This window comes from Pedobacter sp. Leaf250 (assembly GCF_920984735.1).
Classification (GTDB): domain Bacteria; phylum Bacteroidota; class Bacteroidia; order Sphingobacteriales; family Sphingobacteriaceae; genus Pedobacter.
Map to the genome: position 1 here is coordinate 90,791 of NZ_CAKLBU010000015.1, position 21,535 is coordinate 112,325.

Sequence of the window (21,535 nt, forward strand, 5' to 3'; positions counted from 1 at the left end):
GAGCATAGGGCATAGGGCTAAAAGCTCCATGCACAGTGCCCTCTGCTATTTATAACTTCTTTGTGCTACTTTAATATTTTCAAACTTTAATTCTTCTTTATGAAGCTCGAAGTTTACGCCTTCTTTAAATTCCCATGCGGCAACGTATGCGTAGTTTTCATCATCACGCAATGCTTCGCCCTCTTCAGTTTGATATTCTTCACGGAAGTGGCCACCACAGCTTTCGTTACGGTTTAATGCATCGATACACATTAACTCGCCCAATTCAATAAAATCGGCAACGCGACCAGCTTTTTCAAGTTCAGGATTTAATTCACCAACAATACCAGGTACACGAACATTGCTCCAGAATTCAGCACGTAAAGCCCTGATTTCTTCGATAGCCTCGTTCAAACCCTTTTCATTACGGGCCATTCCACATTTCTCCCACATAATGTGACCTAAACGCTTATGGAAATGATCAACAGATTTAGTTCCCTTAATATTGATTAATGTATTTAAAATACCTACAGCTCTTTCTTCAGCTTCAACAAATGCCGGATGATCTGTTGGGATTGCCTTTACCGAAATTTCTTTTGATAAATAAGCACCAATGGTATAAGGAAGAACGAAATACCCATCAGCCAAACCTTGCATTAAGGCAGATGCACCTAAACGGTTAGCGCCGTGATCGGAGAAGTTTGCCTCGCCAGTACAATACAAACCAGGAACAGATGTCATTAAGTTATAATCAACCCAAAGTCCGCCCATGGTATAGTGAACCGCAGGGTAAATACGCATTGGCGTTTCGTAAGGATTTTCACCGGTAATTTGCGCATACATGTCGAACAAGTTACCGTATTTTTCTTTGATAACGGCAGTACCCAAACGCATGCAGGTTTCTTTATTAGGATTGTGAATACCCGATTTTGAAGCTTCAATTCTTCCATAACGTTCGGTGTTTGCTTTAAAATCTAAGTATACAGCCAATTTTGAAGCACCCACACCATAACCTGCATCGCAACGTTCTTTGGCCGCACGAGAAGCCACATCACGAGGCACCAGGTTACCAAAAGCAGGATAACGACGCTCTAAATAATAATCTCTTTCATCTTCAGGAATTTCTGAAGCTTTACGGTTATCATCTTTCTTTTTCGGTACCCAGATTCGTCCATCGTTACGTAACGACTCAGACATCAAAGTTAATTTTGATTGATGATCTCCAGAAACAGGGATACAAGTTGGGTGGATTTGCGTGTAGCAAGGGTTAGCAAAATATGCACCTTGTTTGTGCGCTTTCCAGGCCGCAGTAACGTTACTTCCCATGGCATTGGTAGAAAGATAGAATACGTTTCCATAACCACCAGTTCCTAATACCACCGCATGACCGAAGTGACGCTCGATTTCACCTGTAATTAAGTTACGGGCAATAATACCACGAGCTTTTCCATCGATTTTAACAACTTCAAGCATTTCATGGCGAGTATACATTTCTACTTTACCCATACCAATCTGGCGTTCTAAAGCAGAGTAAGCACCTAATAATAACTGCTGACCAGTTTGACCCGCAGCATAAAAAGTACGTTGAACCTGTGTACCACCAAATGAACGGTTATCTAATAAACCACCGTATTCGCGGGCCAAAGGAACACCTTGAGCCACACATTGATCTATAATGTTAGCACTTACCTCAGCTAAGCGATGCACATTGGCTTCGCGGGCACGGTAATCGCCACCTTTAATTGTATCATAAAATAAACGGTAAGTACTATCACCATCATTTTGATAATTTTTTGCTGCATTTATACCACCCTGAGCAGCAATAGAGTGCGCTCTGCGAGGTGAATCCTGGAAACAAAAACATTTTACTTTATAACCCATTTCGGCTAAAGTTGCTGCTGCCGAAGCACCTGCTAAACCCGAACCTACAATAATTACTTCAATAGTTCTTTTGTTCGATGGGTTAACCAAAGGCACAGAAGACTTAAATTTAGTCCATTTGCTTGTTAATTCGCCTTCTGGAATATTTGAATTAATATCTGACATATCTCTTTTGTGCTAAAAATTATTGAATAATACCAAAATAAATTGCAATCGGCATGGCTGCGAAAACGATCGAAATAATGATCGAATACCATACACCTGCACCTTTAATGATTCCATTATACTTTGAATGGTTCCAACCCATGGTTTGAAATGCCGAAGCGAAACCATGTAAAAGGTGGTAGCATAACGAAACCATAGCTAAAACATAAACTCCAACTCTTAGAGGTTCTTGGAATTTAATTTTCATTACCGCATACAAATCCTCATGTCCATTAGCATCAACTGTTGGGATACCGGTAAAGCGTGATACTACCCAGAAATCTTTAAGGTGGACAACCAAGAATATTAACAATAATGTACCCAATAAGCCCATTGAACGGCTATACCATTTACTGTTTGCCTTGCCATCGTATTCCGCATATTTAACAGGTCTTGCTTTTTGATTTTGCAATGTTAATCGCAATGCTTGAAAGATGTGTGCTAACAAACCAAGCATCAAAACTACTTCTCCAGCTCTGATGATCCAGTTAGTAGCCATAAAATGTGCACCAATGTTAAAGGTTAAACCTTGATCATCTAAAAAGATCAAAGCATTAATACCTGCGTGTACAATTAAAAAGAGTATCAGGAATATTCCTGTAGCACCCATAATAAATTTTTTTCCAATAGATGAGGAAAAAGCATTTCCGAAACCACTCATTTGATTAGGATTTATATCTAAATTTCTTGCAAAAGTATCTAATTATGACTTTAATTTATAAACGATTATGACAAAACAGCGATAAATCATTTATTTAGAAACATTCTAAAAGCAATATTGGATATTCATCTATTTTTATTAAAAATGTAAAGTATTTTAATCAGCGTACATTTTAGATTTATGCTACGCTTTTAGTAAGATGATTTCTATGCTTGAAGATAAATTTGATGCAAATTGATGTGGCAGGTATACCAGTTACTCGAGAGATTATTATATTCACTTTACAAAATCTTTAAAATGAATAAAAATATTTTACTCTCAATTATTGTTCTACTATTTCTATGTTCATGCGGCAGCATGAAAAATATGGCAACCAATCTACAGGCTTTCAAATATAATTACTGTACACCTACTATTCCTTACCTTAGTTCATCAGGATTTTTTCAAGAAAAGAATCCTACAGATTTATCATTTACAACGGTTTCGCTTAATAAGCACGATCAACTTTTATGTCATTTACTTGGAATAAGTGCAGATTTAAATGAATTATTTTTAGTTAAAAAAGATGGTCCTACAATAACAATAGCTATCTGAGATTGAAGCAAAAAATTGGTAGTCGAATAGCATTGGCACAATCTCAACTAACTGCTGTAGCAGCAGAACTTGATTGTGAAGGTGAGCGATCTGATATGGCCGCAGATTATTTAGACGGTTTAAATAGCAAGCGAAACCGACAATTAACTGTTGGATCAGTTATAGTTGGTGCACTTACTACTGTAGCAGGCGCCGTAACGAAAAATAGTACGCAGACTATTATAGGCATTAGCGGTGGTTTAGTTAGTGCCGGGCTTGGGGCAATGACCATTAATCCAAAAGGAAAAAAAGTTGAATTTTACCATGAGCATAATCTCTTAAGAGCAATTTGGAGAGAGGGAGAGAAGAATTCAGATTATCCGGATTTTGTTTGGAAAATGTTGAACGAAAAAGAGTTTAGTACAAATGGTAACGTAACTTTAATTAAAAGTATAAAGAGCCGATGGCTGCAATTTGAATTTAATGGAGGTGTAGATGTTGATGAAGAAAAACTTTTATTTGGAAATGGAGGATTTTATAGATCAGAGGATTTACATACGCGATCTGCAATGATTAATCAACTCCAATCTACCATCCGATCAATCCATCAAGATTTTATTAGTTTAATGAGTTTGGTAGATTCAATATAAAACCACCATTAACTTTTAGTGAATAGTTTATATTAACCACCCATTTGGAAAAATGTTAAACAAAAAAAGTCCCGATTTGCATCGGGACTTTTTACGATTTATGTGTTCGAGTTTTCTTAAGCTACTTTTACATTTACCGCGTTTAGGCCTTTTCTACCTTCTTCTACATCGTAGTTTACGGTATCATTCTCGCGAATGTTGTCAATTAAGCCTGAAGCATGAACAAAAATTTCGGCATCGCCATTAGATGGAGTGATAAATCCGAAACCTTTAGTTTCATTAAAAAATTTTACTGTTCCTTGTTGCATTATATTGTATTTTAATTTGAATCAAAGGTAAGGTTAAATACCTATAGATCAATTTTTTATTTTTAATAATTTAAATTAATTCTAAATATATTGATTGATTGAGCATTAAGCCCTATTTTGAAGCCTTACTTAATCCATCCATACTTGAAGAATCTCCAGGTTTTATGAGTAAAGCCCTTTCAAAACAAGTTTTTGCGGCTTCTTTTCTATTCGATAATAGCACTGCCCAGGCCATCATGTGGTTCCCATCATAATCAAATGGATAAGCCTCAACAACCTTTGTAAAATATTTTATCGCCCCTTTGTAGTCCTTTTTATTGTAGGTCAGTACGCCAGTCCAATAGTTTGCTTGTTTATTTTGAGGATCAATTTTTAGAACACCTTTGTATTGTTCCATCACTTTATCCAAATCCTTTAAAAAAACCAAAGGTTTTATTAATGCAAATTTAGCCTCAATAGCACTGGGACGAATCTTTACGGCTTTATTGTAATAATTGATAGAACTTCTATAATCTTTGGAAAGATAGTACAACCATCCCATTCGGAAGCTTACTTCGTAATTTTCATCATTATAATAGGGCTAATATAACCAATTGCCTTTGTGTAGTTTTTTCTACTTTCCTCTTTATAGCTATTTTGAAAAGCCTTTTGTAGAGTTAAGTTGCTTTGAGCACTCACCTCCAAAATTGGTAAGCTCAAAATAATGTATACGGCAAATAGTCTAAATAATATCATGTATGTTGATTAAACAGTACACCAAAAATATCAGAATTACAGCCAATTAGGTAATTTAAAAAGCCAAATGAGGTTCGATTTAACAAAATATAACATTCCAGCACTACAGTTTATGGTAGAAATATACTGTGATAAACAAAGTTTAACTACACGCAGATTGTAACAGTGCCAATATTACATTCCTTTTTGCTGATTGATAAAAGCGCTGTAAGCATCGCCGATTGGCAATTCTGCATGATTGAGTTGCACCTTTTTGTTATGAATGGATTTAATTTTATTTAAAGCCACAATAAAACTTCTGTGAATCCTGGCAAACTGGTTATCGGGCAGTTTTTCCAAAATCTTTTTCATGGTCATCAGTGTTAAAAGTGGTTTATCAATCCCATTCAAATAAATTTTTAAATAATCGCCCATACTCTCAATATATTCCACATCGCGAAGCAGAATTTTAATCATTTTATATTCAGCATAAACATATATACTTTCATCGTTTCCAGTTTCTACCGTAGCATTTTTATATTTATGATAATCGATGGCTTTTTCTATAGCAGCAGTAAAACGTTTAAAATCTATCGGTTTTAAAAGGTAATCTAAAGCCTGTAGTTCGTAGCTTTCAAAAGCATAATTTTTGTATGCCGTGGTAAAAATAATCATTGGACTGTGCTCCAAACTGCGCACCAATTCTACACCGGTAATATCAGGCATATTTACATCAACAAAAAGCAAATCAATGGCATTGTTTTTTAGGTATTCGGCTCCTGAAAGCGCATTTTCAAAAACCTGAATAATTTGAAGCGCAGGAAATTTTGCTACATAAGTTTTAATGAGTTCGAGCGCTAAGGGCTCATCATCAATTGCCACACATTTTAAAGCCATAATTTATTGTTATGGTTAGCAATTTAAGCAAAGCTCAACCAAAAAACTGCTATTATATTGTTTAATATTTAATTTAAATTGATCAGGATAGAGGTGATTTAGTCTTCTTTGAGTATTTGCAATTCCAATTCCCGCACGTTCCAATTTAGTGGTATTGTTATAGATTTTATTTTCGCAAGTAAAATTGATTTTGCGGTCTTCAATTTCCAAATGAATGTTTATTACCGGTTTTTCTATTTTCGATACGCCATATTTGAATGCATTTTCTATAAAGGTCATAAAAATCAATGGCCCAATTTGCTTTCCATCAGCACTGCCAACAATATGAAAATTTATTTCCGAATTGCTTCCAAGCCTTAGTCGCTGCAATTCGATATAATCTTTAATGCAATTAATTTCATCATTTAATGGAACAAAATCCTGCACAACATCGTCAGTAACATAACGCATAATATTCGAAAGTTTCATGATGCTTTCTGAAGTATGCTCACTATTAATTACCGAAAGGGTATAAATATTATTGAGCGTATTGAACAAAAAATGAGGATTAATTTGTGCCTTCAGAAACGAAAGCTCTGCAATTGCTTTATCGGCCTCAGCTTTTATCACTTTCGATTCGGCATTTTGCCACCGCTGCACAGTACAGGTTGCAATGCTTAAACCCATTATCATAAAAAATAAAAACAAACTAATGATATCAATTTTGATGGGTCTGCGGAAATCAAGAAAAGGATTGTTTCTGCCAAAATTTGGATCTTGCATTCGTAAACCCTCATGCGGCAATGGCCCAAAAGGCATTTGTAAAACTGGTTTAGCACTGGTATCATCCACCATTTGAGGTGGCTTATTAAATCCACTTGGAGGTACTTCTCCAGGACGGCCAAATACACCTATCATATTTCTGTTATGGCCCAATAATTTATCGTAAGGTTGGGCATAATAAACGAAACTGAACAGTAATAAAACAGATAAAATGTAAAATAAGTATCGTTTCTTAAACATTAACCGAGGTACCAAAACCAAGGCATTGAAATAAAATATGATGATATAGGTGAGGCAGAACAGCCAATAATAAGGCGAGGCAAGCAACATTAAATTATTCTGGTCCACCTGCTCATGATTAATGAACAATATTGGAAAGGACAAAAACAAAAGCCAACCCGCTAAATGGATAATGAAAGTTGGTGTTTTAAAATGCTGCATGCTACAAATTAATAATTTTTGGGCTGTTATCTCATTTAGCCATAAACAACTTCATGAGTTTGCTCGTAATTGATCATCAACTTATTGGTTGTCTTAAGCATAAAAGTTTGATTAAACTCTCCTTTTTTATCGTAACTTAAAATCAATATATCATTAACAATTTCATGTAAAACCAATTTCGGGCTGGTATAGGTAAGCGTAACGATGTGGGCTGCTTTATTCAATAAATCTGATTCAGCAATTTGCAATTCAGCCCATTCAAATAATAGCGGTTTTCCACTCACATCTGCCAGTATTGGCATTTTATTTTTTAAAGTTTCAATCGTACCCATTACTGTATAATGGAGTTTTTGGTGCAAATTTTTAGCTTTTAAATTGGCCTTAATCATTTGCGAAAAAGTATGCAAACTTTCTCCAACGTTATAGGCCTTTGATTTTTTTTGAAATTCTTTATAAGTATCATGAAAAATTCTGCGTTCGAAATCTGTTCTGCACATGAAATTAAAATACTGTTTAGCGCTAATGTTAATAAAAGCTAAAGCCATACGCTGTGGTTTTAATTACTGGTTCAAAGATGAAATAATAAAAATCCGATTTCTTTAAAGTGTCGTCAAACACTACTTATCAATCGGCAAATACGAAACTAAATGCCAATAATGAATTTAGAATGAACTTGTTATTTGCTTAAACGAGTTATTTTGAATATTCGCTTCAATGCAATGAAAAAAAGATTTGAAAGATAAAATCGCTTTTCACCTTGCTAAATTGCTTTTTATAAAACACTTTAAGCGTTGGCAGGTTAATTAAATACAAAAGAATATCTAACCAAAAACTAAATAATATGGAAACGAGAAACAATCATGCTTTAATTCAGGCACTATTGGATTGTGCTATGGCTTGTGAGCATTGCGGATCTTCAAGCTTAAAAGAAGAGCAAGACATCACCATGATGATTGAGTGCATTAAGTTGAATAGAGATTGTGCCGACATTTGCACACAAGCTGCGAGATTGCTTCAACGAGATTCAGTTATCGGACGGCAATATTTATTATTGTGTGAAGAGATTTGTCGCTTATGCGCTGAAGAATGCGGTAATCACGACCACGAACATTGCAGGCAATGTGCGGTTGCCTGCGAAGAATGTGCCGATGCTTGCCATGCCAACCACGAACCAATTGAGCAAGATTAATTGCAAAAAAAATGTCCCGAATTCAAAATTCGGGACATTTTTTTTATTAGGCTATAATTTATTGAGCTGGGAAACTGAAATTATAAGTTCCTTGTTCGCTCACACCAGAAATACTAATCATATTGTTTCTTCCTTGCGGTAATGCTTTTTGAACATCAGCAACCGAATTTACAGCCTGACCATTTACTTTTGTAATGATTAAACCTTTCTCAACACCAATGTTATCGAAAGCTTTACCTGTAACTACAGAAGTAACCACAACGCCGCCATTAATTCCAAATTTAGTTTTTTGAGCTTGTGTTGCAGGCGCAAATGTTGCACCTAATTTAGAAACTTCAACGCTTTTTGCTGCTGTATTATTTGCAGTTAAACCAATGCTTGATTCGCCTTTTAATGTTACAGTGATATCTTTTAACGAGCCATCTCTCAAAACGCCCAACTTCACTTTATCACCTGGATTTAAACGACCAATTTTTTCTTGTAAATCTGGTGAATCATTAATTACAACACCATCTACTTTTTTGATAATATCACCTTTTTTAATTCCCGCAGCAGCACCACCGCCACCAGCTACAACATCACTCACGTATAATCCGCTTACTTCGGAAGTAGTAATGCCTTCTGGTTTCTCGTCACCACTTAATGGATAAAAGTTTACGCCAATGTACCCACGTTTCACTGAACCATATTTCATAAAATCATCAACAATTTTACGGGCTAAGTTAACCGGGATAGCAAAACCATAACCTTGATTGTATCCGCTTTGTGAAGCAATTGCAGAATTAATACCTACTAATTCTCCGTTTGCATTAACTAAAGCACCACCACTATTACCTGGGTTAATGGCTGCATCAGTTTGAATAAAAGATTCAATGCTGGTATTTGCCGGCGCTTGTGGTCTTTTGCCTGTACGTTGGTATTCTCGGTATTCTTCTTCGGTTATTTCATTACCTTGTTGCTCACGACCAATAATACCAATACTTCTATTTTTAGCACTTACAATACCTGCTGTAACAGTGGTTTGCAAATCAAGCGGGAAACCAACTGCCAATACCCATTCACCTACCTGAACGTTATCAGAGTTACCCATTTTTACTACTGGTAATCCTGTTGCATTTACTTTAATTAAGGCTAAATCAGTATTTGGATCACGACCAATTACCGTTGCTTCAACCTTGCGTCTATCCGTTAAAACAACTTCTACCTTACTTGCATTTTCAACTACATGGTTATTGGTTACAATGTATCCATCCTGACTAATAATTACACCTGAACCTGATGCAGCCCTAGGTTGGCGCTGCATTTGTCGGCCGCCACCTCCGAAGAAATCGTCGAACATATCAAATGGTGACGAGCCTTTGCTGCTACCACCACTTTTTGCTTCATAGGTTGTTTTAATGTGAACAACTCCTGGCGCAACAGCTGCAGCTGCTTGGGTAAAATCTGCTGTACCTGCTGATGAAATTTTAAGTGGGTTATTAGCAAAATATAAATTCTGTTTCTCTGAAATTGTACTGCCAGTTTGGTTACGCTCAAATAGTTTGTAACCTCCAATTGCTGCTGCTCCACCTATAAAAGCAGCTAACATGGTAATTCCTAATATTTTTTTCATGTGTTTAAATATTGTTTTTTAGTGGTCATGAAGCTATCAAAAGCTTTGATTATTTTCTGTTTTAGCTTTTAATGTTTCATGTGTTTACATATTGTTTTTAATCCCCTGATTATTACAAGCATTAATGCTAGCTAATTGTTTGCTTATAATATTAGTTCGTTTTATTAGTGCGAGAGCAATATTCACTTTGATTTAAGCAGATTGCCCTGGCAGTTTTTATCTGCTCAAATTTTCTTTAACAACTTTATTCAAATTTAATACCATATAAACGATATTTGTATCGGTTAAGCACTATATGTCATGTTAAAAAATGTTAAAACCATTAACGCAGGCTTTGCAGATGCTTATTGCAACTCAAATATTGCATAAATAAATGAAGGTTTGATGAAATCTAAAGAGGTTTTAAGTCTTACTGCCAAATTTACAAAATGCTATATATGCTTTATAATTATTGAAAAAACTTGATCAATGAAAATAAATTTCTTTAAATACCAAGGTGCAGGGAATGATTTTATTTTAATAGACCATACCATGAGTCCGTTAAAAGGTGTTGATAATGAATTGATTGAGCAACTTTGCGATAGGCGATTTGGGATTGGTGCAGATGGCTTAATGTTTTTAACCAAACATCAGGATTACGATTTTGAGATGCATTATTTTAATGCCGATGGCAAATTGGGAAGCATGTGTGGTAATGGTGGTAGGTGTATTGTGGCTTTTGCAAAGCAATTGGGCATTATCGAAAAAGAAACTAACTTTTTGGCAGTTGATGGACCGCATTATGCCAGAATTTCAGAATCAGGAGATTGGGTAGATTTACAAATGATTGATGTTGATACCATTACCAATGATGGTGAAGCGTTTGTATTAAATACCGGCTCACCTCACTATGTAAGTTTAAAAAGCGATTTAAAAGATTTTGATGTTTACACGCAAGGAAAAAATATTCGATACAATGAAATTTACAGCGAAAAAGGTATCAATGTTAATTTTGTTGAAGATAAAGGCGATCATTTATTTGTTAGAACCTACGAGCGTGGTGTAGAAGATGAAACTTATGCCTGCGGAACTGGCGTAACAGCTGTTGCTATGGCCATGGCAAAATATAAAAATCAAACAGGTCATATTAAAACTGATATCAAAGTTTTAGGCGGAGATATAAAAATCGAGTTTGATTATGATGGAAACAAATTTACAAATGTATTTTTATGTGGTCCAGCAAAACTAGTTTTTGAGGGAGAAGTAGGATAATTTTTGCGTCCGACTTATTACCTTTTACAAACTATATTATAAGATCAGAAATAGGATCAATATATCTACACGTTTTAATGAGTGTATATTTTACACTAAGAAATTAAAATTTTGACTGTTTTTCTCAACAAGTACTTGCTTATATTCTTCTAATATTAGGGCATTTTAACAACGATTAACATCTGTCGCAAGATATTTACACAGCATTATTATCGCTTATTAACTACTTATTTATTTATTAAACAGTGTTTTAAGCCCCTCTAATCTGGTTTTAACAAATAAAATAAATCAATCGATTGATTAAATGACAGAATTTGGACAGACTTAATTTCTTTTAGGCTTTATTTTTGGACATAAATCGGCAAGTTCGAAACCTAATTTTGACTACGCTTTCGTACCCGGAAACAAAAATTTAAATACACACAGAAATAGTCCATGAGAAAAGTAACAACTCTCGTTTTTAGCATGAGCATCGCTATGCTTTTAGCATCATGCGGAAATAATGATGAACAGAAAAAAGCAGCAGCCGCAGCCGCAGCAGGTCCCCAAGCCTATCCTGTTTTTACAGTTAACGCACAAACTACAGAACTTAATTCAGATTATCCAGCTACTATCGAGGGTATTCAAAATATTGATATACGTCCAAAGGTTGATGGTTTTATCCAGAAAATATTTGTGGATGAAGGTTCGGTTGTTAAAAAAGGTCAATTACTTTTTACCATAATGGCACCACAATATGAGCAGGAAGTTAGAACTGCAAGAGCTGCGATTAGCAGTGCAGAAGCTGATGTAAATGCCGCACAATTACAAGTTAATAAAACCCGCCCTCTTGTGGAAAAGGATATTATTAGTAAGTACGATTTAGATGCTGCTCAATTAACTTTGCAAAGTAGAAAAGCAGCATTGGCGCAGGCAAGAGCCACCTTAGTAAATGCACAAGTGAATTTAGGTTATACAAAAATCACCAGCCCTGTTGATGGTGTTGTTGGAAGTTTACCTTTCAGAACAGGAAGTTTGGTAAGCAGTTCGAGTACAGAACCGTTAACTACTGTCTCAAATACATCGAAAGTTTACGCTTATTTCTCATTAAACGAAAAACAGTTATTAGATTTTTCCAAAACCTATAAAGGAAGTACACTAGCGCAGCAGATGAAAAATATTCCAGCAGTTAGTTTAGTTTTGGCTGACGGAAATGTATATGCTCAAAATGGTAAAATTGAATCCATTAACGGTCAAATTAATACCGCAACAGGTTCAGCCAGTCTAAGAGCTACATTCCCAAATCCAATTTCTTTACTAAAATCAGGTGCAAGCGCATCAGTTCGCATTCCTCAAAAAGTTGAAAACGCAATACTTGTTCCTCAAAAATCGACTATCGATTTACAAGGAAAAAAATTCGTTTATGTTTTAGGCGATTCATCAAAGATCATCAGCACCGAAATTCAGATTATGGATTTAGCTAAAGATAAATTTTATGTGGTAACCAAAGGTTTAAAAGCTGGCGATAAAATTGTTTTAGAAGGCTTTCAATCTTTAAAAGACGGAGCCAAAATCAAACCTGAAGAACAAAGAGCTGATTCAGTTTATGCTGATATAAACAAATAAGATATCGTAAATCGTATATCAACAATCGTAATTCAACATTATGTTTAAGAAATTTATAGAAAGACCGGTTCTTTCAACAGTTATTTCCATCATCATCGTTATTCTCGGTGTTTTAGGTTTAGCCACATTACCGGTTTCACAATATCCAGAAATTGCACCACCAACGGTACAGGTTTCTACATCATACCAGGGTGCAAATGCCGATGTGGTAATGAATAGCGTTGTAGTTCCGCTCGAAGAACAAATAAACGGGGTTGAAGACATGACCTACATGACTTCAACTGCGAGTAATGATGGTACCGCAACCATTACTGTTAACTTTAAATTGGGTACAAATCCTGATTTGGCAGCGGTAAACGTTCAAAACAGGGTAGCAAGAGCAACCAGTCTATTACCTGCAGAGGTAACCAGATCGGGCGTAATTACTGCAAAAAGACAAGCAAGTAACGTATTAATCTTCGGTTTATACAGTGATGATCCATCTTACGATCAGAAGTTTTTACAGAATTATGCAAACATCAATATCATTCCTCAAATTAAACGTATCAATGGAGTGGGTGATGCAAGTGCTTTCGGAACTTTAGATTATACCATGCGAATTTGGCTTAAGCCAGATGTAATGGCAACTTACGGCTTGGTTCCAAGTGATGTGAATACAGCTTTAGCCGATCAAAACGTGGAAGCTGCTCCAGGACAATTTGGTGAGCAAGGCGATCAGGCATTTCAATATACGCTGAAATACACTGGCCGTTTAAAAGATGAGGCACAATTTGGCAACATCATTATCAAATCAACTGCCGACGGCCAAATTCTTCGCTTAAAAGATATTGCAAGAATTGAATTGGGTGCTCAAAGCTATGCCAGTTCGGTAAAGTTTAACGGTAAACAAGCCTTGGGTATTGCCATTAACCAAACAGCTGGATCAAACGCAAAAGAAGTAATTGAAAACTCTATCAAAACATTGGATGAAGCTCAAAAATCTTTTCCAAAAGGTGTTCATTATTCTACTTTGGTTAACGTAAACGATTTCCTGGATGCCTCAATTGAAAAGGTAATTCATACCTTAATTGAAGCATTTATTTTGGTGTTCTTGGTGGTATTCATCTTTTTACAAGATTTCCGTTCAACATTAATTCCGGCGATAAGTGTTCCTGTGGCTATTATTGGTACCTTCTTCTTTTTAAGTTTATTTGGTTTTACCATTAACTTACTTACCTTATTCGCACTTGTACTTGCCATCGGTATTGTGGTAGATGATGCGATTGTTGTAGTGGAAGCGGTTCACGCGAAACTCGATGAAGGCTACACCGATGCAAAAAAAGCAACGGTTGATGCCATGGATGATATTAGTGGTGCCATCATTTCCATCACCTTAGTAATGGCCGCGGTATTTATTCCAGTGAGTTTTATCCAAGGTTCATCAGGAGTATTTTACAAGCAATTTGGGTTAACACTCGCCATTTCAATCATCCTGTCTGCAGTTAACGCCTTAACTTTAAGTCCGGCATTGTGTGCGTTATTCCTTAAGCCGCATAAAGATGATCACGGAAAAAAGAAAAATTTTTTAGAACGCTTTTATGCAGCATTTAATACATCATTCGATGCCGTTACTGGAAAATATAAAAAATCAGTTAGCTTTTTATCAAGAACAAAATGGTTAGTTGGTGTTGGTATTTTATTTTTTACAGGTCTATTAATCTGGACTATGAATACTACTCCGAAAGGTTTTGTACCGAATGAGGATTTAGGAACGATCATGTCGGATATTTCATTACCAGCAGGAACATCTCAAGAAGAAACCAATATCGTGATTGCAAAAATTGATAGCATCGCACATAAAATCCCTGAAATTAAAAACACGTTAAGGGTAGTTGGCCGAAGTATGATTAGTGGTTCGGGTAGTTCTTATGGTATGGTAATCTCCCGATTAACACCATGGGACGAACGTAAAGGCCGTGATGTTAAAACCATTATTGGCGAATTGTTTGCCAAAACAGCAAGTATTAAAGGTGCCAAAATCATCTTCTTTGCGCCGCCAACCATCCAGGGTTTTGGTACCAGTGGCGGTTTCGAATTTCAGTTGCAGGATAAAACTGGTGGCGATATTAAAAAATTTAATGAAGTAGGTAATGGATTTTTAGCAGCATTAAGTAAGCGCCCGGAAATTCAATATGCTTCTACATCGTTTAATCCGAATTTTCCACAATACCAAATTGATGTAAATGTGGCTAAGGTTAAACAGGCAGGTTTAAATGTAAGTGACGTATTGGGTGTTATGCAAGGTTATTATGGTGGTGTTTATGCATCAAACTTTAATAAATTTGGCAAGCAATTTAGGGTAATGTATCAGGCAGAAGCCGAATATCGCTCTAATGAACAAACTTTAACCCGTATTTTTGTTAGAAATTCATCAGGCCAAATGGCACCGATTTCTGAATTTATTACACTTACGAAAGTTTACGGACCACAAGCCATTTCCCGTTTCAACTTGTTTACTTCTATTGCCGTAACAGGTAACCCAAATGCAGGTTATAGTTCTGGTGATGCATTAGCAGCTGTGCAAGAAGAAGCTGCAAAACATTTGCCTGCAGGCTACGGGTATGAGTTTTCGGGATTATCACGTGAAGAGATGAGCAGCGGTAGTCAAACCATATTTATTTTCTTACTCTGCGTAATCTTTGTTTATTTCCTATTGGCTGCACAATACGAAAGTTATATTTTACCACTTGCGGTATTAATATCACTTCCTATTGGTTTAGCAGGAACATTCATTTTCGATAAAATTTTTGGCATCGATAATAACATCTACACCCAAATTACGCTGATTATGCTTGTTGGTTTACTGGCGAAGAATGCCATTTTAATTGTAGAATATGCTGTTGATAGAAGGAAAAAAGGAATGAGTATTGTAAATGCGGCGATAGATGGCGCTACAGCTCGTTTACGTCCAATCTTGATGACTTCATTCGCATTTATTCTCGGACTATTGCCATTAATGCTTTCTTCTGGTGTTGGTGCATCAGGAAATAAATCAATTGGAACAGGAGCTGTGGGCGGGATGCTAATTGGTACGATATTCGGTATTTTTGTAATCCCTGCGCTGTTTATTATTTTCCAATCATTACAAGAACGGGTAAGCAATAAATCACCTTTTGAAGAAGGAATTGAAAAAGAGCAAACTCCCGAAGAATACGAATTGGCAACAGCTAATAGTAAACATTAATTTAATCCGAACATGAAATTTTCACATAAATATACCTTTTTAATCGGTGTTGCTACGCTAACCTTAAGTGCATGTGTTACACAAAAATACGAACGCCCACAGGTTAAAAATGAAGGTTTATACCGAGATATTAATACAACAGATACAACCACCATGGCAGATTTGCCATGGAAAAGCTTATTTTCTGATACGACTTTACAATCATTAATTCAACAGGGAATTAATGAAAATCTGGATCTGAAACAAGCCATCGAACGCATCAAAATTTCTGAAGCAACTTTACGTCAAAGTCGTGCAGCGTTTTTGCCAAGCTTACAGGCTGATGTTTCGGTAACTGATGCAAAACAATCGCAGGCAGCGCTAAATTTTCCTGCAGGAATTAACATAAATTTAGAAACCCAAACGTACAGAGCGGCTTTGAGTACTGCTTGGGAAGCTGATATTTGGGGAAAATTAAGTAGCGCTAAACGTGCTGCTTTTGCTACTCTATTGCAAAGCGATGCGGCAAAACGTGCTGTACAAACTCAATTAATTGCCACCATTGCCAATAACTATTATACTTTACTGGCTTTGGATAAACAGTTGGCGATAACTGAACAGACAATTAAAATCAGGGCACAGGATGTTGAAACTATGAAAGCGCTAAAAGAAGGCGCAGTTGTAAATGGCGCAGCTGTTGTTCAGAGTGAAGCCAATCTTTATGCGGCCCAAGTAACACTACCTGATTTAAAAAGAAGTATTAAGGAAGCAGAAAATGCTTTGAGCATCATTTTGGCAAAAGCTCCGGGAGCAATAAATCGGACCAATTTGGATCAACAAGTAGCTTACACCAATTTACAAACCGGTATTTCAGCACAGTTGTTGCAAAATCGTCCCGATGTAATTGCAGCCGAATTCGGGTTTAGATCTGCATTTGAGAATACCAATGTAGCTAAAACTTATTTCTACCCTGCTTTAACTTTAACAGCAACAGGTGGATTAACGAGTTTACAGTTGAACAACTTTTTCGATAATTCTATTTTCTACAATTTAGTTGGAGGATTAACGCAGCCAATTTTTGCAAAAGGCGCAAACAAAGCCCGCTTAACAACTGCACAAGCTAACCAACAAATTGCATTTTATACCTTTCAGCAAGCATTATTAACAGGCGGACAAGAAGTTTCAAATGCATTGTACGCTTACCAAACCGCAGCTGAAAAGGAAGAAACAAGAGCAAAGCAAATTGCATCATTAACAAAAGCAGTTGATTTTACCAAGGAGTTATTGCGTTACAGTTCCGCAACAAATTATACTGATGTTTTAACTTCAGAGCAAAGTTTACTAACAGCTCAATTAAGTGGAATTAATGACCGATTACAGAAACTTCAATCGGTAGTTAATTTGTACAGGGCATTAGGTGGAGGTTGGAAAAATTGATTTTAGATTTAAGAGTTACGATTTTAGATTTACACTAATATTAAATTTGTTTCCAAATCGTAATTCTTAAATCAACTGTTGGTTTTAGTTTTTAAATTGAAAGTGTTAAAGCACTTAGCCGATCATCGTATTTTGTAAATTTAAAATCGTAAATCAACGATACATTCCTTTACCATCAATAAAATCTATTACTTTATCTGGAAGAAAAAACTGAACGTTTTTTCCTTCCTTAATTGCTTTTCTGATAAAAGTGGAAGAGATTTCCATCAAGGGTGTATCGGTAAATGTTATGGCTGGATGATTTTCCCACTCGGCAACATTAGCCCCTGGCCGCGGATAAACATAAATTTGATAATTCTCCAGCAGGACCTCATAGTTTTTCCACTTCTTGAAAGAAACCAGATTATCAGCCCCCATAATCAACACAAATTCTTTTTTTGGATACCTTTCATGAAGATAAGTTAAAGTATCAATGGTGTATGATGGTTGGGGTAAATTAAATTCAATATCGCTAACTCTAATGTTTTCAGTTTTTTCTGATGCAAGTTGAGCCATTTCCAATCGATCGTACATATTGGTTAAGCCACTTTTATCTTTTAAAGGATTATGCGGTGAAACAACCAGCCAAACTTCATCAAGACCTGCATGATTAGCCATGTAGTTAGCGATAATCAAATGCCCGGTATGAATGGGATTATAAGAGCCGAAGAATAAGCCAGTTTTCAATTTGTAGTATTCAGTTTAAGCCAAATCGTCATTGCGAGGCACGAAGCAATCTTAATCGAATAATTAAATTTAGATCATCAAATGAGATTGCTTCGTGCCTCGCAATGACGACCTGCAAGATAGAGTTGGTTATCTCTTTAAAAAGTCTCCAACCAATTGCTCTGCTTCCTTGCAAGCTGTTTCTAAATCATAATTTTTAAGTATCACATCGAATTTATCGGCGTAGGTTAATTCTTTTTCTGCTTTAACAAAACGCTCTTGCAATTTTTCATCGCTATCCGTTCCCCTACCACTTAAACGTTCCTTTAATACTTCTAACGATGGAGGTTGAACAAAAATAGCCAATGCATCTTCTTCATATTTACGTTTTAAACGGATTCCGCCTTCCACATCAATGTCAAAAATTACATGTTTACCATCATTCCAAATTCTTTCAATTTCTGAACGTAAAGTACCATAGAAAGTTCCATTATAAACTTCTTCAAACTCTACAAATTCCTGGCGGGCAACTTTATGTAAAAACTCCTCTTTGCTGATGAAGTAGTAATCGTTCTCATGTGTTTCAGCCCCTCTCAATTCGCGTGTTGTTGCAGAAATTGAAAAGCTTAACTCTGGAAACTTCGTTAATAAATGATGTACAATAGTGGTTTTACCGGCTCCAGATGGTGCTGAAAATATGATTAATTTGCCTTGCATATTGCGAATAGCGTTAAGCGGTTTGCGTTAAGCGGTTTAAATGCCTAACGCATGCGTTTAACTTTATAAAACGTTTAATAACTGTTCTTTAATTTTCTCTAACTCTTCTTTCATTCCCACAACAAACTGCTGCATTTGAGCATCATTTGCTTTTGCGCCCATCGTATTAATCTCTCTTCCAATTTCCTGTGAAATAAAGCCCATTTTTTTTCCATTTGCCTCCTTACTTGCCAATGTTTGCAAAAAGTAATCGCAATGACTTTTTAGGCGAGTTTTCTCTTCTGTAATGTCAATTTTATCGATATAATAGATTAACTCCTGCTCAAAACGATTTTGATCGATATTTACTTTACCAACGGCATCTTCTAAAAATTGAGAAAATTTATCGCGAATAGCTGAAATTCTTTTGGGTTCAAGTTCTTCAACAGATTTAAAATAAAACAAAATATTTTTTATCCTCAATTCTAAATCGGCTTTTAAAACTGCACCTTCATCTTCTCTAAACTTATTAAAATTGGTCAAAGCTTGTTTAAAGATCTGATACAGGTGATTCCACTCATCTTCGCTTACGCTTTCTTCCTTGTAAGAAATTACATCAGGAAATGTTAATGCTGTTTGCAATAAGTTAGTACTATTTGCACCTAAATCAGTATTTACAGCAACCAATTGGTTATAATAGTGACTTAATAAAGCGGTATTAATTGTTGCACCAGTAACTTCGCCGTTGGCCCGTTCTACATTAATGCTTAAACTTACTTTTCCACGTTCGATATCTTTACTGCAAACATTGCGCAGAATTAATTCTTTATCGGAAAAAGCTTTAGGATATTTTAAATTCAGCTCAAGGAATTTACTGTTGAGCGATTTGATTTCGACACTGTATTTTGCATTCGCATAATCGGCTGTTGCTAAGCCGTATCCTGTCATGGATTTTATCATGCGCAAAGATAGAAAAATTAGTTTAGAGTTCGCAGTTGAGCTTTAAGCTTAGATTAATTAGAGCGGCTTTAAATTTTGCATTAACGTTTATTTAACAATTAAAAAGGTTAACAAATGTTAATTTTACAAAAATATCTCATGTACATAAACTGTTGTAACTAAAATAAGATGAACATTAGTATTAATACCTTTGTTTATTAATGCGAAATTGCATTATACCGTATGCAATAGTAAAACAGATACTTTAACCATTAATATGCTGATGAAATTCTTAAAAATTGTAACCATACAAATTATCTTATTGTTTATAAGCTTTGGTTTAAAAGCACAAGATTTTATTGTAAAAGGTGTAGTTTTTGAAAAAGGAGCAAATATCCGTGTAGCGCTGGCAGAAATTACCAATCTGCGCACCAATTTGGGTGTAGGCAGTAATGATCTTGGTTTTTTTCAGCTGAAAGCAAAAATCGGTGATACACTACTCATCACAAAACGAAATTTAACTGATCAACGAATCATCGTTCATGGCCAACAGGATATTTTAATTTATTTGGTTAGAGAGAGTACCATGCTTAATGAGGTTACTATTGTAGGGAATACAAAAAAGCAAGACTTAGCAGATATAAAACGTGATTTTCAAAATAAAGGCGTGTACAATGGAGGTAAATCCTCATTTCTTTCTGCCATATTTCAACCGTTAAATGGCCTTTATAATTTAATAGGCAAGGAACCTAAAAACGCCCGAAGATTTGGACGATACGCGGATAACGAAATCAAACAATCTCAAATCGATGTCTATTTCAATCCATCCATCATCAAAAACAATACCGAACTTAGAGGCGATACTTTAGAGCGGTATATGTTGAATTGCAGACCAGAATTTGATAAAGCACAGTATTGGAACAGCTACGATTATATTAAGTACATTAAGGAATCATCGAAGAAGTTTACAGATACTTTAGGAAAAGGAAAGTAGGAAAATTTTAAGCTGAAGATTAAGTTGAAAGTTAAGAGTTGGTCATTTTCAATTAACCAGTTAAAACATTTAACCAATTCGAAAAAATAAACAATTAACCTAAATAGATAGTGCTTCGCAAGCCTTTTCAGCGGCTAATTTTTCAGCGTTTTTCTTATTGTAATCTCTGCCAGTGCCGTGTTTTTCGCCATCAACAATAGCGCTTATGGTAAATAATTTTGCACTTTCGCCTTCTCCATTTTGAACAAGTTCAAAAGTAACATCTTTACCATGACGTTGACACCATTCAATCAATTTACTTTTGAAATTGGTTTCAGTAAGTTCTAAGGTGTGAATATCAATGTGTGGCTTAACAATTCTGCGCAACAAAAACTCTTTGGTAAAATTGTAACCTTTATCCATATAAATGGCACCCACAATGGCTTCAAAAGCATCGCCTAACATTGAGTTATGTTTAGTTTGAATACTCACCGAGCGCTGATCGAATTGAATTAATTTATCGAACCCGATTTTCTTTGCAAGTTGATTGAGGTTAGCCCTGTTTACAATTTTAGAACGCATTTCTGTTAAGAAACCTTCTTCTTTGTAAGGATAGTGCTTAAAAAGCAGTTCAGCTATTACCGAACCTAAAACTGCATCGCCCAAAAACTCCAATCGCTCGTTACTGCTTCTGCTTCCATTTTTTAAAACTTTGGCAACAGAACGATGTCTAAACGCCATTTTGTAAAGCGTAACATTCCCAGGAACAAAGCCTAAAATATTTTTCAGCTTTTTTACAAACTCCTTTTCAGGAGAAAGATAAAGTTTATATAATTTTAATATCGGCATTAAATAA

Annotated in this window: 20 protein-coding genes and 1 pseudogene; 8 read left to right on the forward strand and 13 right to left on the reverse strand. The window is 35.6% G+C overall.

The genetic code is table 11. The features are described from left to right. Positions 1–45: 45 nt before the first annotated feature. Positions 46–2,025: a fumarate reductase/succinate dehydrogenase flavoprotein subunit gene (locus tag LUA91_RS14500; RefSeq protein WP_231426778.1), complete on the reverse strand. Its 1,980-nt coding sequence runs from the start codon at positions 2,023–2,025 to the stop codon at positions 46–48. A gap of 19 nt (positions 2,026–2,044) precedes the next feature. Continuing rightward, the gene (locus tag LUA91_RS14505) at positions 2,045–2,725 is read right to left on the reverse strand and encodes a succinate dehydrogenase cytochrome b subunit (protein ID WP_231426779.1); all 681 of its coding nucleotides are present in this window, start codon (positions 2,723–2,725) and stop codon (positions 2,045–2,047) included. A gap of 297 nt (positions 2,726–3,022) precedes the next feature. Here LUA91_RS14505 and LUA91_RS14510 point away from each other — a divergent pair, with 297 nt between their 5' ends. Both LUA91_RS14510 and LUA91_RS14515 read left to right on the forward strand, forming a co-directional pair. Beyond that, positions 3,023–3,319 (forward strand): hypothetical protein, encoded by a 297-nt coding sequence (locus tag LUA91_RS14510; RefSeq protein ID WP_231426780.1) that lies wholly within the window; start codon positions 3,023–3,025, stop codon positions 3,317–3,319. A 2-nt stretch (positions 3,320–3,321) separates the two neighbouring features. Continuing rightward, positions 3,322–3,948, forward strand: coding sequence for a hypothetical protein (locus tag LUA91_RS14515; RefSeq protein WP_231426781.1), 627 nt, complete (start codon positions 3,322–3,324; stop codon positions 3,946–3,948). Between the two features lie 116 nt (positions 3,949–4,064). On the opposite strand, the gene LUA91_RS14520 is transcribed toward LUA91_RS14515, so the two are convergent. From LUA91_RS14520 to LUA91_RS14540, 6 genes and pseudogenes are all read right to left on the reverse strand, one after another. Continuing rightward, positions 4,065–4,256 carry a cold-shock protein gene (locus LUA91_RS14520; RefSeq protein ID WP_010599638.1) on the reverse strand — a complete coding sequence of 64 codons (192 nt, stop codon included), beginning with the start codon at positions 4,254–4,256 and terminating at the stop codon, positions 4,065–4,067. 112 nt (positions 4,257–4,368) lie between these two features. Further along, the gene (locus LUA91_RS14525) at positions 4,369–4,653 is read right to left on the reverse strand and encodes a M48 family metallopeptidase (protein ID WP_255717818.1); all 285 of its coding nucleotides are present in this window, start codon (positions 4,651–4,653) and stop codon (positions 4,369–4,371) included. 75 nt (positions 4,654–4,728) lie between these two features. Continuing rightward, a pseudogene (locus LUA91_RS20675) lies at positions 4,729–4,800 on the reverse strand (hypothetical protein); the annotation flags it as partial. 365 nt (positions 4,801–5,165) lie between these two features. Continuing rightward, on the reverse strand, positions 5,166–5,867 hold the full coding sequence (locus tag LUA91_RS14530; protein ID WP_231426783.1) for a LytTR family DNA-binding domain-containing protein: 702 nt from the start codon (positions 5,865–5,867) through the stop codon (positions 5,166–5,168). 15 nt (positions 5,868–5,882) lie between these two features. Beyond that, a complete protein-coding gene (locus LUA91_RS14535; RefSeq protein ID WP_231426784.1) occupies positions 5,883–7,070 on the reverse strand; it encodes a sensor histidine kinase in 1,188 nt (395 codons plus the stop codon). Between the two features lie 35 nt (positions 7,071–7,105). After that, entirely contained in the window at positions 7,106–7,615 is a 510-nt protein-coding gene (locus tag LUA91_RS14540; RefSeq protein ID WP_231426785.1) for a hypothetical protein, read from the reverse strand. 296 nt (positions 7,616–7,911) lie between these two features. Here LUA91_RS14540 and LUA91_RS14545 point away from each other — a divergent pair, with 296 nt between their 5' ends. Continuing rightward, on the forward strand, positions 7,912–8,259 hold the full coding sequence (locus LUA91_RS14545) for a four-helix bundle copper-binding protein (protein WP_231426786.1): 348 nt from the start codon (positions 7,912–7,914) through the stop codon (positions 8,257–8,259). 58 nt (positions 8,260–8,317) lie between these two features. On the opposite strand, the gene LUA91_RS14550 is transcribed toward LUA91_RS14545, so the two are convergent. Continuing rightward, complete coding sequence (locus tag LUA91_RS14550; protein WP_231426787.1) at positions 8,318–9,871, reverse strand: trypsin-like peptidase domain-containing protein; 1,554 nt, start codon at positions 9,869–9,871, stop codon at positions 8,318–8,320. A gap of 468 nt (positions 9,872–10,339) precedes the next feature. On the opposite strand from LUA91_RS14550, the gene dapF reads away from it, so the two are divergent. From dapF to LUA91_RS14570, 4 genes are all read left to right on the forward strand, one after another. After that, the gene (dapF, locus tag LUA91_RS14555; RefSeq protein ID WP_231426788.1) at positions 10,340–11,122 is read left to right on the forward strand and encodes a diaminopimelate epimerase; all 783 of its coding nucleotides are present in this window, start codon (positions 10,340–10,342) and stop codon (positions 11,120–11,122) included. Positions 11,123–11,557: 435 nt separating this feature from the next. Beyond that, positions 11,558–12,727 (forward strand): efflux RND transporter periplasmic adaptor subunit, encoded by a 1,170-nt coding sequence (locus LUA91_RS14560; RefSeq protein ID WP_231426789.1) that lies wholly within the window; start codon positions 11,558–11,560, stop codon positions 12,725–12,727. A gap of 40 nt (positions 12,728–12,767) precedes the next feature. Further along, positions 12,768–15,950: an efflux RND transporter permease subunit gene (locus LUA91_RS14565; RefSeq protein WP_231426791.1), complete on the forward strand. Its 3,183-nt coding sequence runs from the start codon at positions 12,768–12,770 to the stop codon at positions 15,948–15,950. Between the two features lie 12 nt (positions 15,951–15,962). After that, entirely contained in the window at positions 15,963–17,366 is a 1,404-nt protein-coding gene (locus LUA91_RS14570; protein WP_231426793.1) for an efflux transporter outer membrane subunit, read from the forward strand. 153 nt (positions 17,367–17,519) lie between these two features. Here the strand turns inward: LUA91_RS14570 and nadD are convergent, their stop codons facing one another. From nadD to LUA91_RS14585, 3 genes are all read right to left on the reverse strand, one after another. Continuing rightward, positions 17,520–18,092, reverse strand: coding sequence for a nicotinate (nicotinamide) nucleotide adenylyltransferase (nadD, locus tag LUA91_RS14575; RefSeq protein WP_231426795.1), 573 nt, complete (start codon positions 18,090–18,092; stop codon positions 17,520–17,522). Positions 18,093–18,221: 129 nt separating this feature from the next. Beyond that, positions 18,222–18,788, reverse strand: a complete 567-nt coding sequence (gene gmk, locus LUA91_RS14580; RefSeq protein ID WP_231426796.1) for a guanylate kinase — start codon at positions 18,786–18,788, stop codon at positions 18,222–18,224. A 63-nt stretch (positions 18,789–18,851) separates the two neighbouring features. Next, positions 18,852–19,715, reverse strand: coding sequence for a YicC/YloC family endoribonuclease (locus LUA91_RS14585; protein WP_231426798.1), 864 nt, complete (start codon positions 19,713–19,715; stop codon positions 18,852–18,854). Between the two features lie 274 nt (positions 19,716–19,989). Between LUA91_RS14585 and LUA91_RS14590 the strand changes: the two genes are divergently transcribed. Next, positions 19,990–20,700: a hypothetical protein gene (locus LUA91_RS14590; protein WP_231426799.1), complete on the forward strand. Its 711-nt coding sequence runs from the start codon at positions 19,990–19,992 to the stop codon at positions 20,698–20,700. 99 nt (positions 20,701–20,799) lie between these two features. Here the strand turns inward: LUA91_RS14590 and rnc are convergent, their stop codons facing one another. Then, positions 20,800–21,528 carry a ribonuclease III gene (gene rnc, locus LUA91_RS14595; protein WP_010599622.1) on the reverse strand — a complete coding sequence of 243 codons (729 nt, stop codon included), beginning with the start codon at positions 21,526–21,528 and terminating at the stop codon, positions 20,800–20,802. Positions 21,529–21,535 lie beyond the last annotated feature (7 nt).

What these genes read in the sequence shown, in the direction of transcription:
- LUA91_RS14500 (WP_231426778.1), bottom strand. Translation starts at nt 2,025, where the DNA reads ATGTCAGATATTAATTCAAATATTCCAGAAGGCGAATTAACAAGCAAA.
- LUA91_RS14505 (WP_231426779.1), bottom strand. Translation starts at nt 2,725, where the DNA reads ATGAGTGGTTTCGGAAATGCTTTTTCCTCATCTATTGGAAAAAAATTT.
- LUA91_RS14510 (WP_231426780.1), top strand. Translation starts at nt 3,023, where the DNA reads ATGAATAAAAATATTTTACTCTCAATTATTGTTCTACTATTTCTATGT.
- LUA91_RS14520 (WP_010599638.1), bottom strand. Translation starts at nt 4,256, where the DNA reads ATGCAACAAGGAACAGTAAAATTTTTTAATGAAACTAAAGGTTTCGGA.
- LUA91_RS14525 (WP_255717818.1), bottom strand. Translation starts at nt 4,653, where the DNA reads ATGGAACAATACAAAGGTGTTCTAAAAATTGATCCTCAAAATAAACAA.
- LUA91_RS14530 (WP_231426783.1), bottom strand. Translation starts at nt 5,867, where the DNA reads ATGGCTTTAAAATGTGTGGCAATTGATGATGAGCCCTTAGCGCTCGAA.
- LUA91_RS14535 (WP_231426784.1), bottom strand. Translation starts at nt 7,070, where the DNA reads ATGCAGCATTTTAAAACACCAACTTTCATTATCCATTTAGCGGGTTGG.
- LUA91_RS14540 (WP_231426785.1), bottom strand. Translation starts at nt 7,615, where the DNA reads ATGGCTTTAGCTTTTATTAACATTAGCGCTAAACAGTATTTTAATTTC.
- LUA91_RS14545 (WP_231426786.1), top strand. Translation starts at nt 7,912, where the DNA reads ATGGAAACGAGAAACAATCATGCTTTAATTCAGGCACTATTGGATTGT.
- LUA91_RS14550 (WP_231426787.1), bottom strand. Translation starts at nt 9,871, where the DNA reads ATGAAAAAAATATTAGGAATTACCATGTTAGCTGCTTTTATAGGTGGA.
- dapF (WP_231426788.1), top strand. Translation starts at nt 10,340, where the DNA reads ATGAAAATAAATTTCTTTAAATACCAAGGTGCAGGGAATGATTTTATT.
- LUA91_RS14560 (WP_231426789.1), top strand. Translation starts at nt 11,558, where the DNA reads ATGAGAAAAGTAACAACTCTCGTTTTTAGCATGAGCATCGCTATGCTT.
- LUA91_RS14565 (WP_231426791.1), top strand. Translation starts at nt 12,768, where the DNA reads ATGTTTAAGAAATTTATAGAAAGACCGGTTCTTTCAACAGTTATTTCC.
- LUA91_RS14570 (WP_231426793.1), top strand. Translation starts at nt 15,963, where the DNA reads ATGAAATTTTCACATAAATATACCTTTTTAATCGGTGTTGCTACGCTA.
- gmk (WP_231426796.1), bottom strand. Translation starts at nt 18,788, where the DNA reads ATGCAAGGCAAATTAATCATATTTTCAGCACCATCTGGAGCCGGTAAA.
- LUA91_RS14585 (WP_231426798.1), bottom strand. Translation starts at nt 19,715, where the DNA reads ATGACAGGATACGGCTTAGCAACAGCCGATTATGCGAATGCAAAATAC.
- LUA91_RS14590 (WP_231426799.1), top strand. Translation starts at nt 19,990, where the DNA reads ATGAAATTCTTAAAAATTGTAACCATACAAATTATCTTATTGTTTATA.
- rnc (WP_010599622.1), bottom strand. Translation starts at nt 21,528, where the DNA reads ATGCCGATATTAAAATTATATAAACTTTATCTTTCTCCTGAAAAGGAG.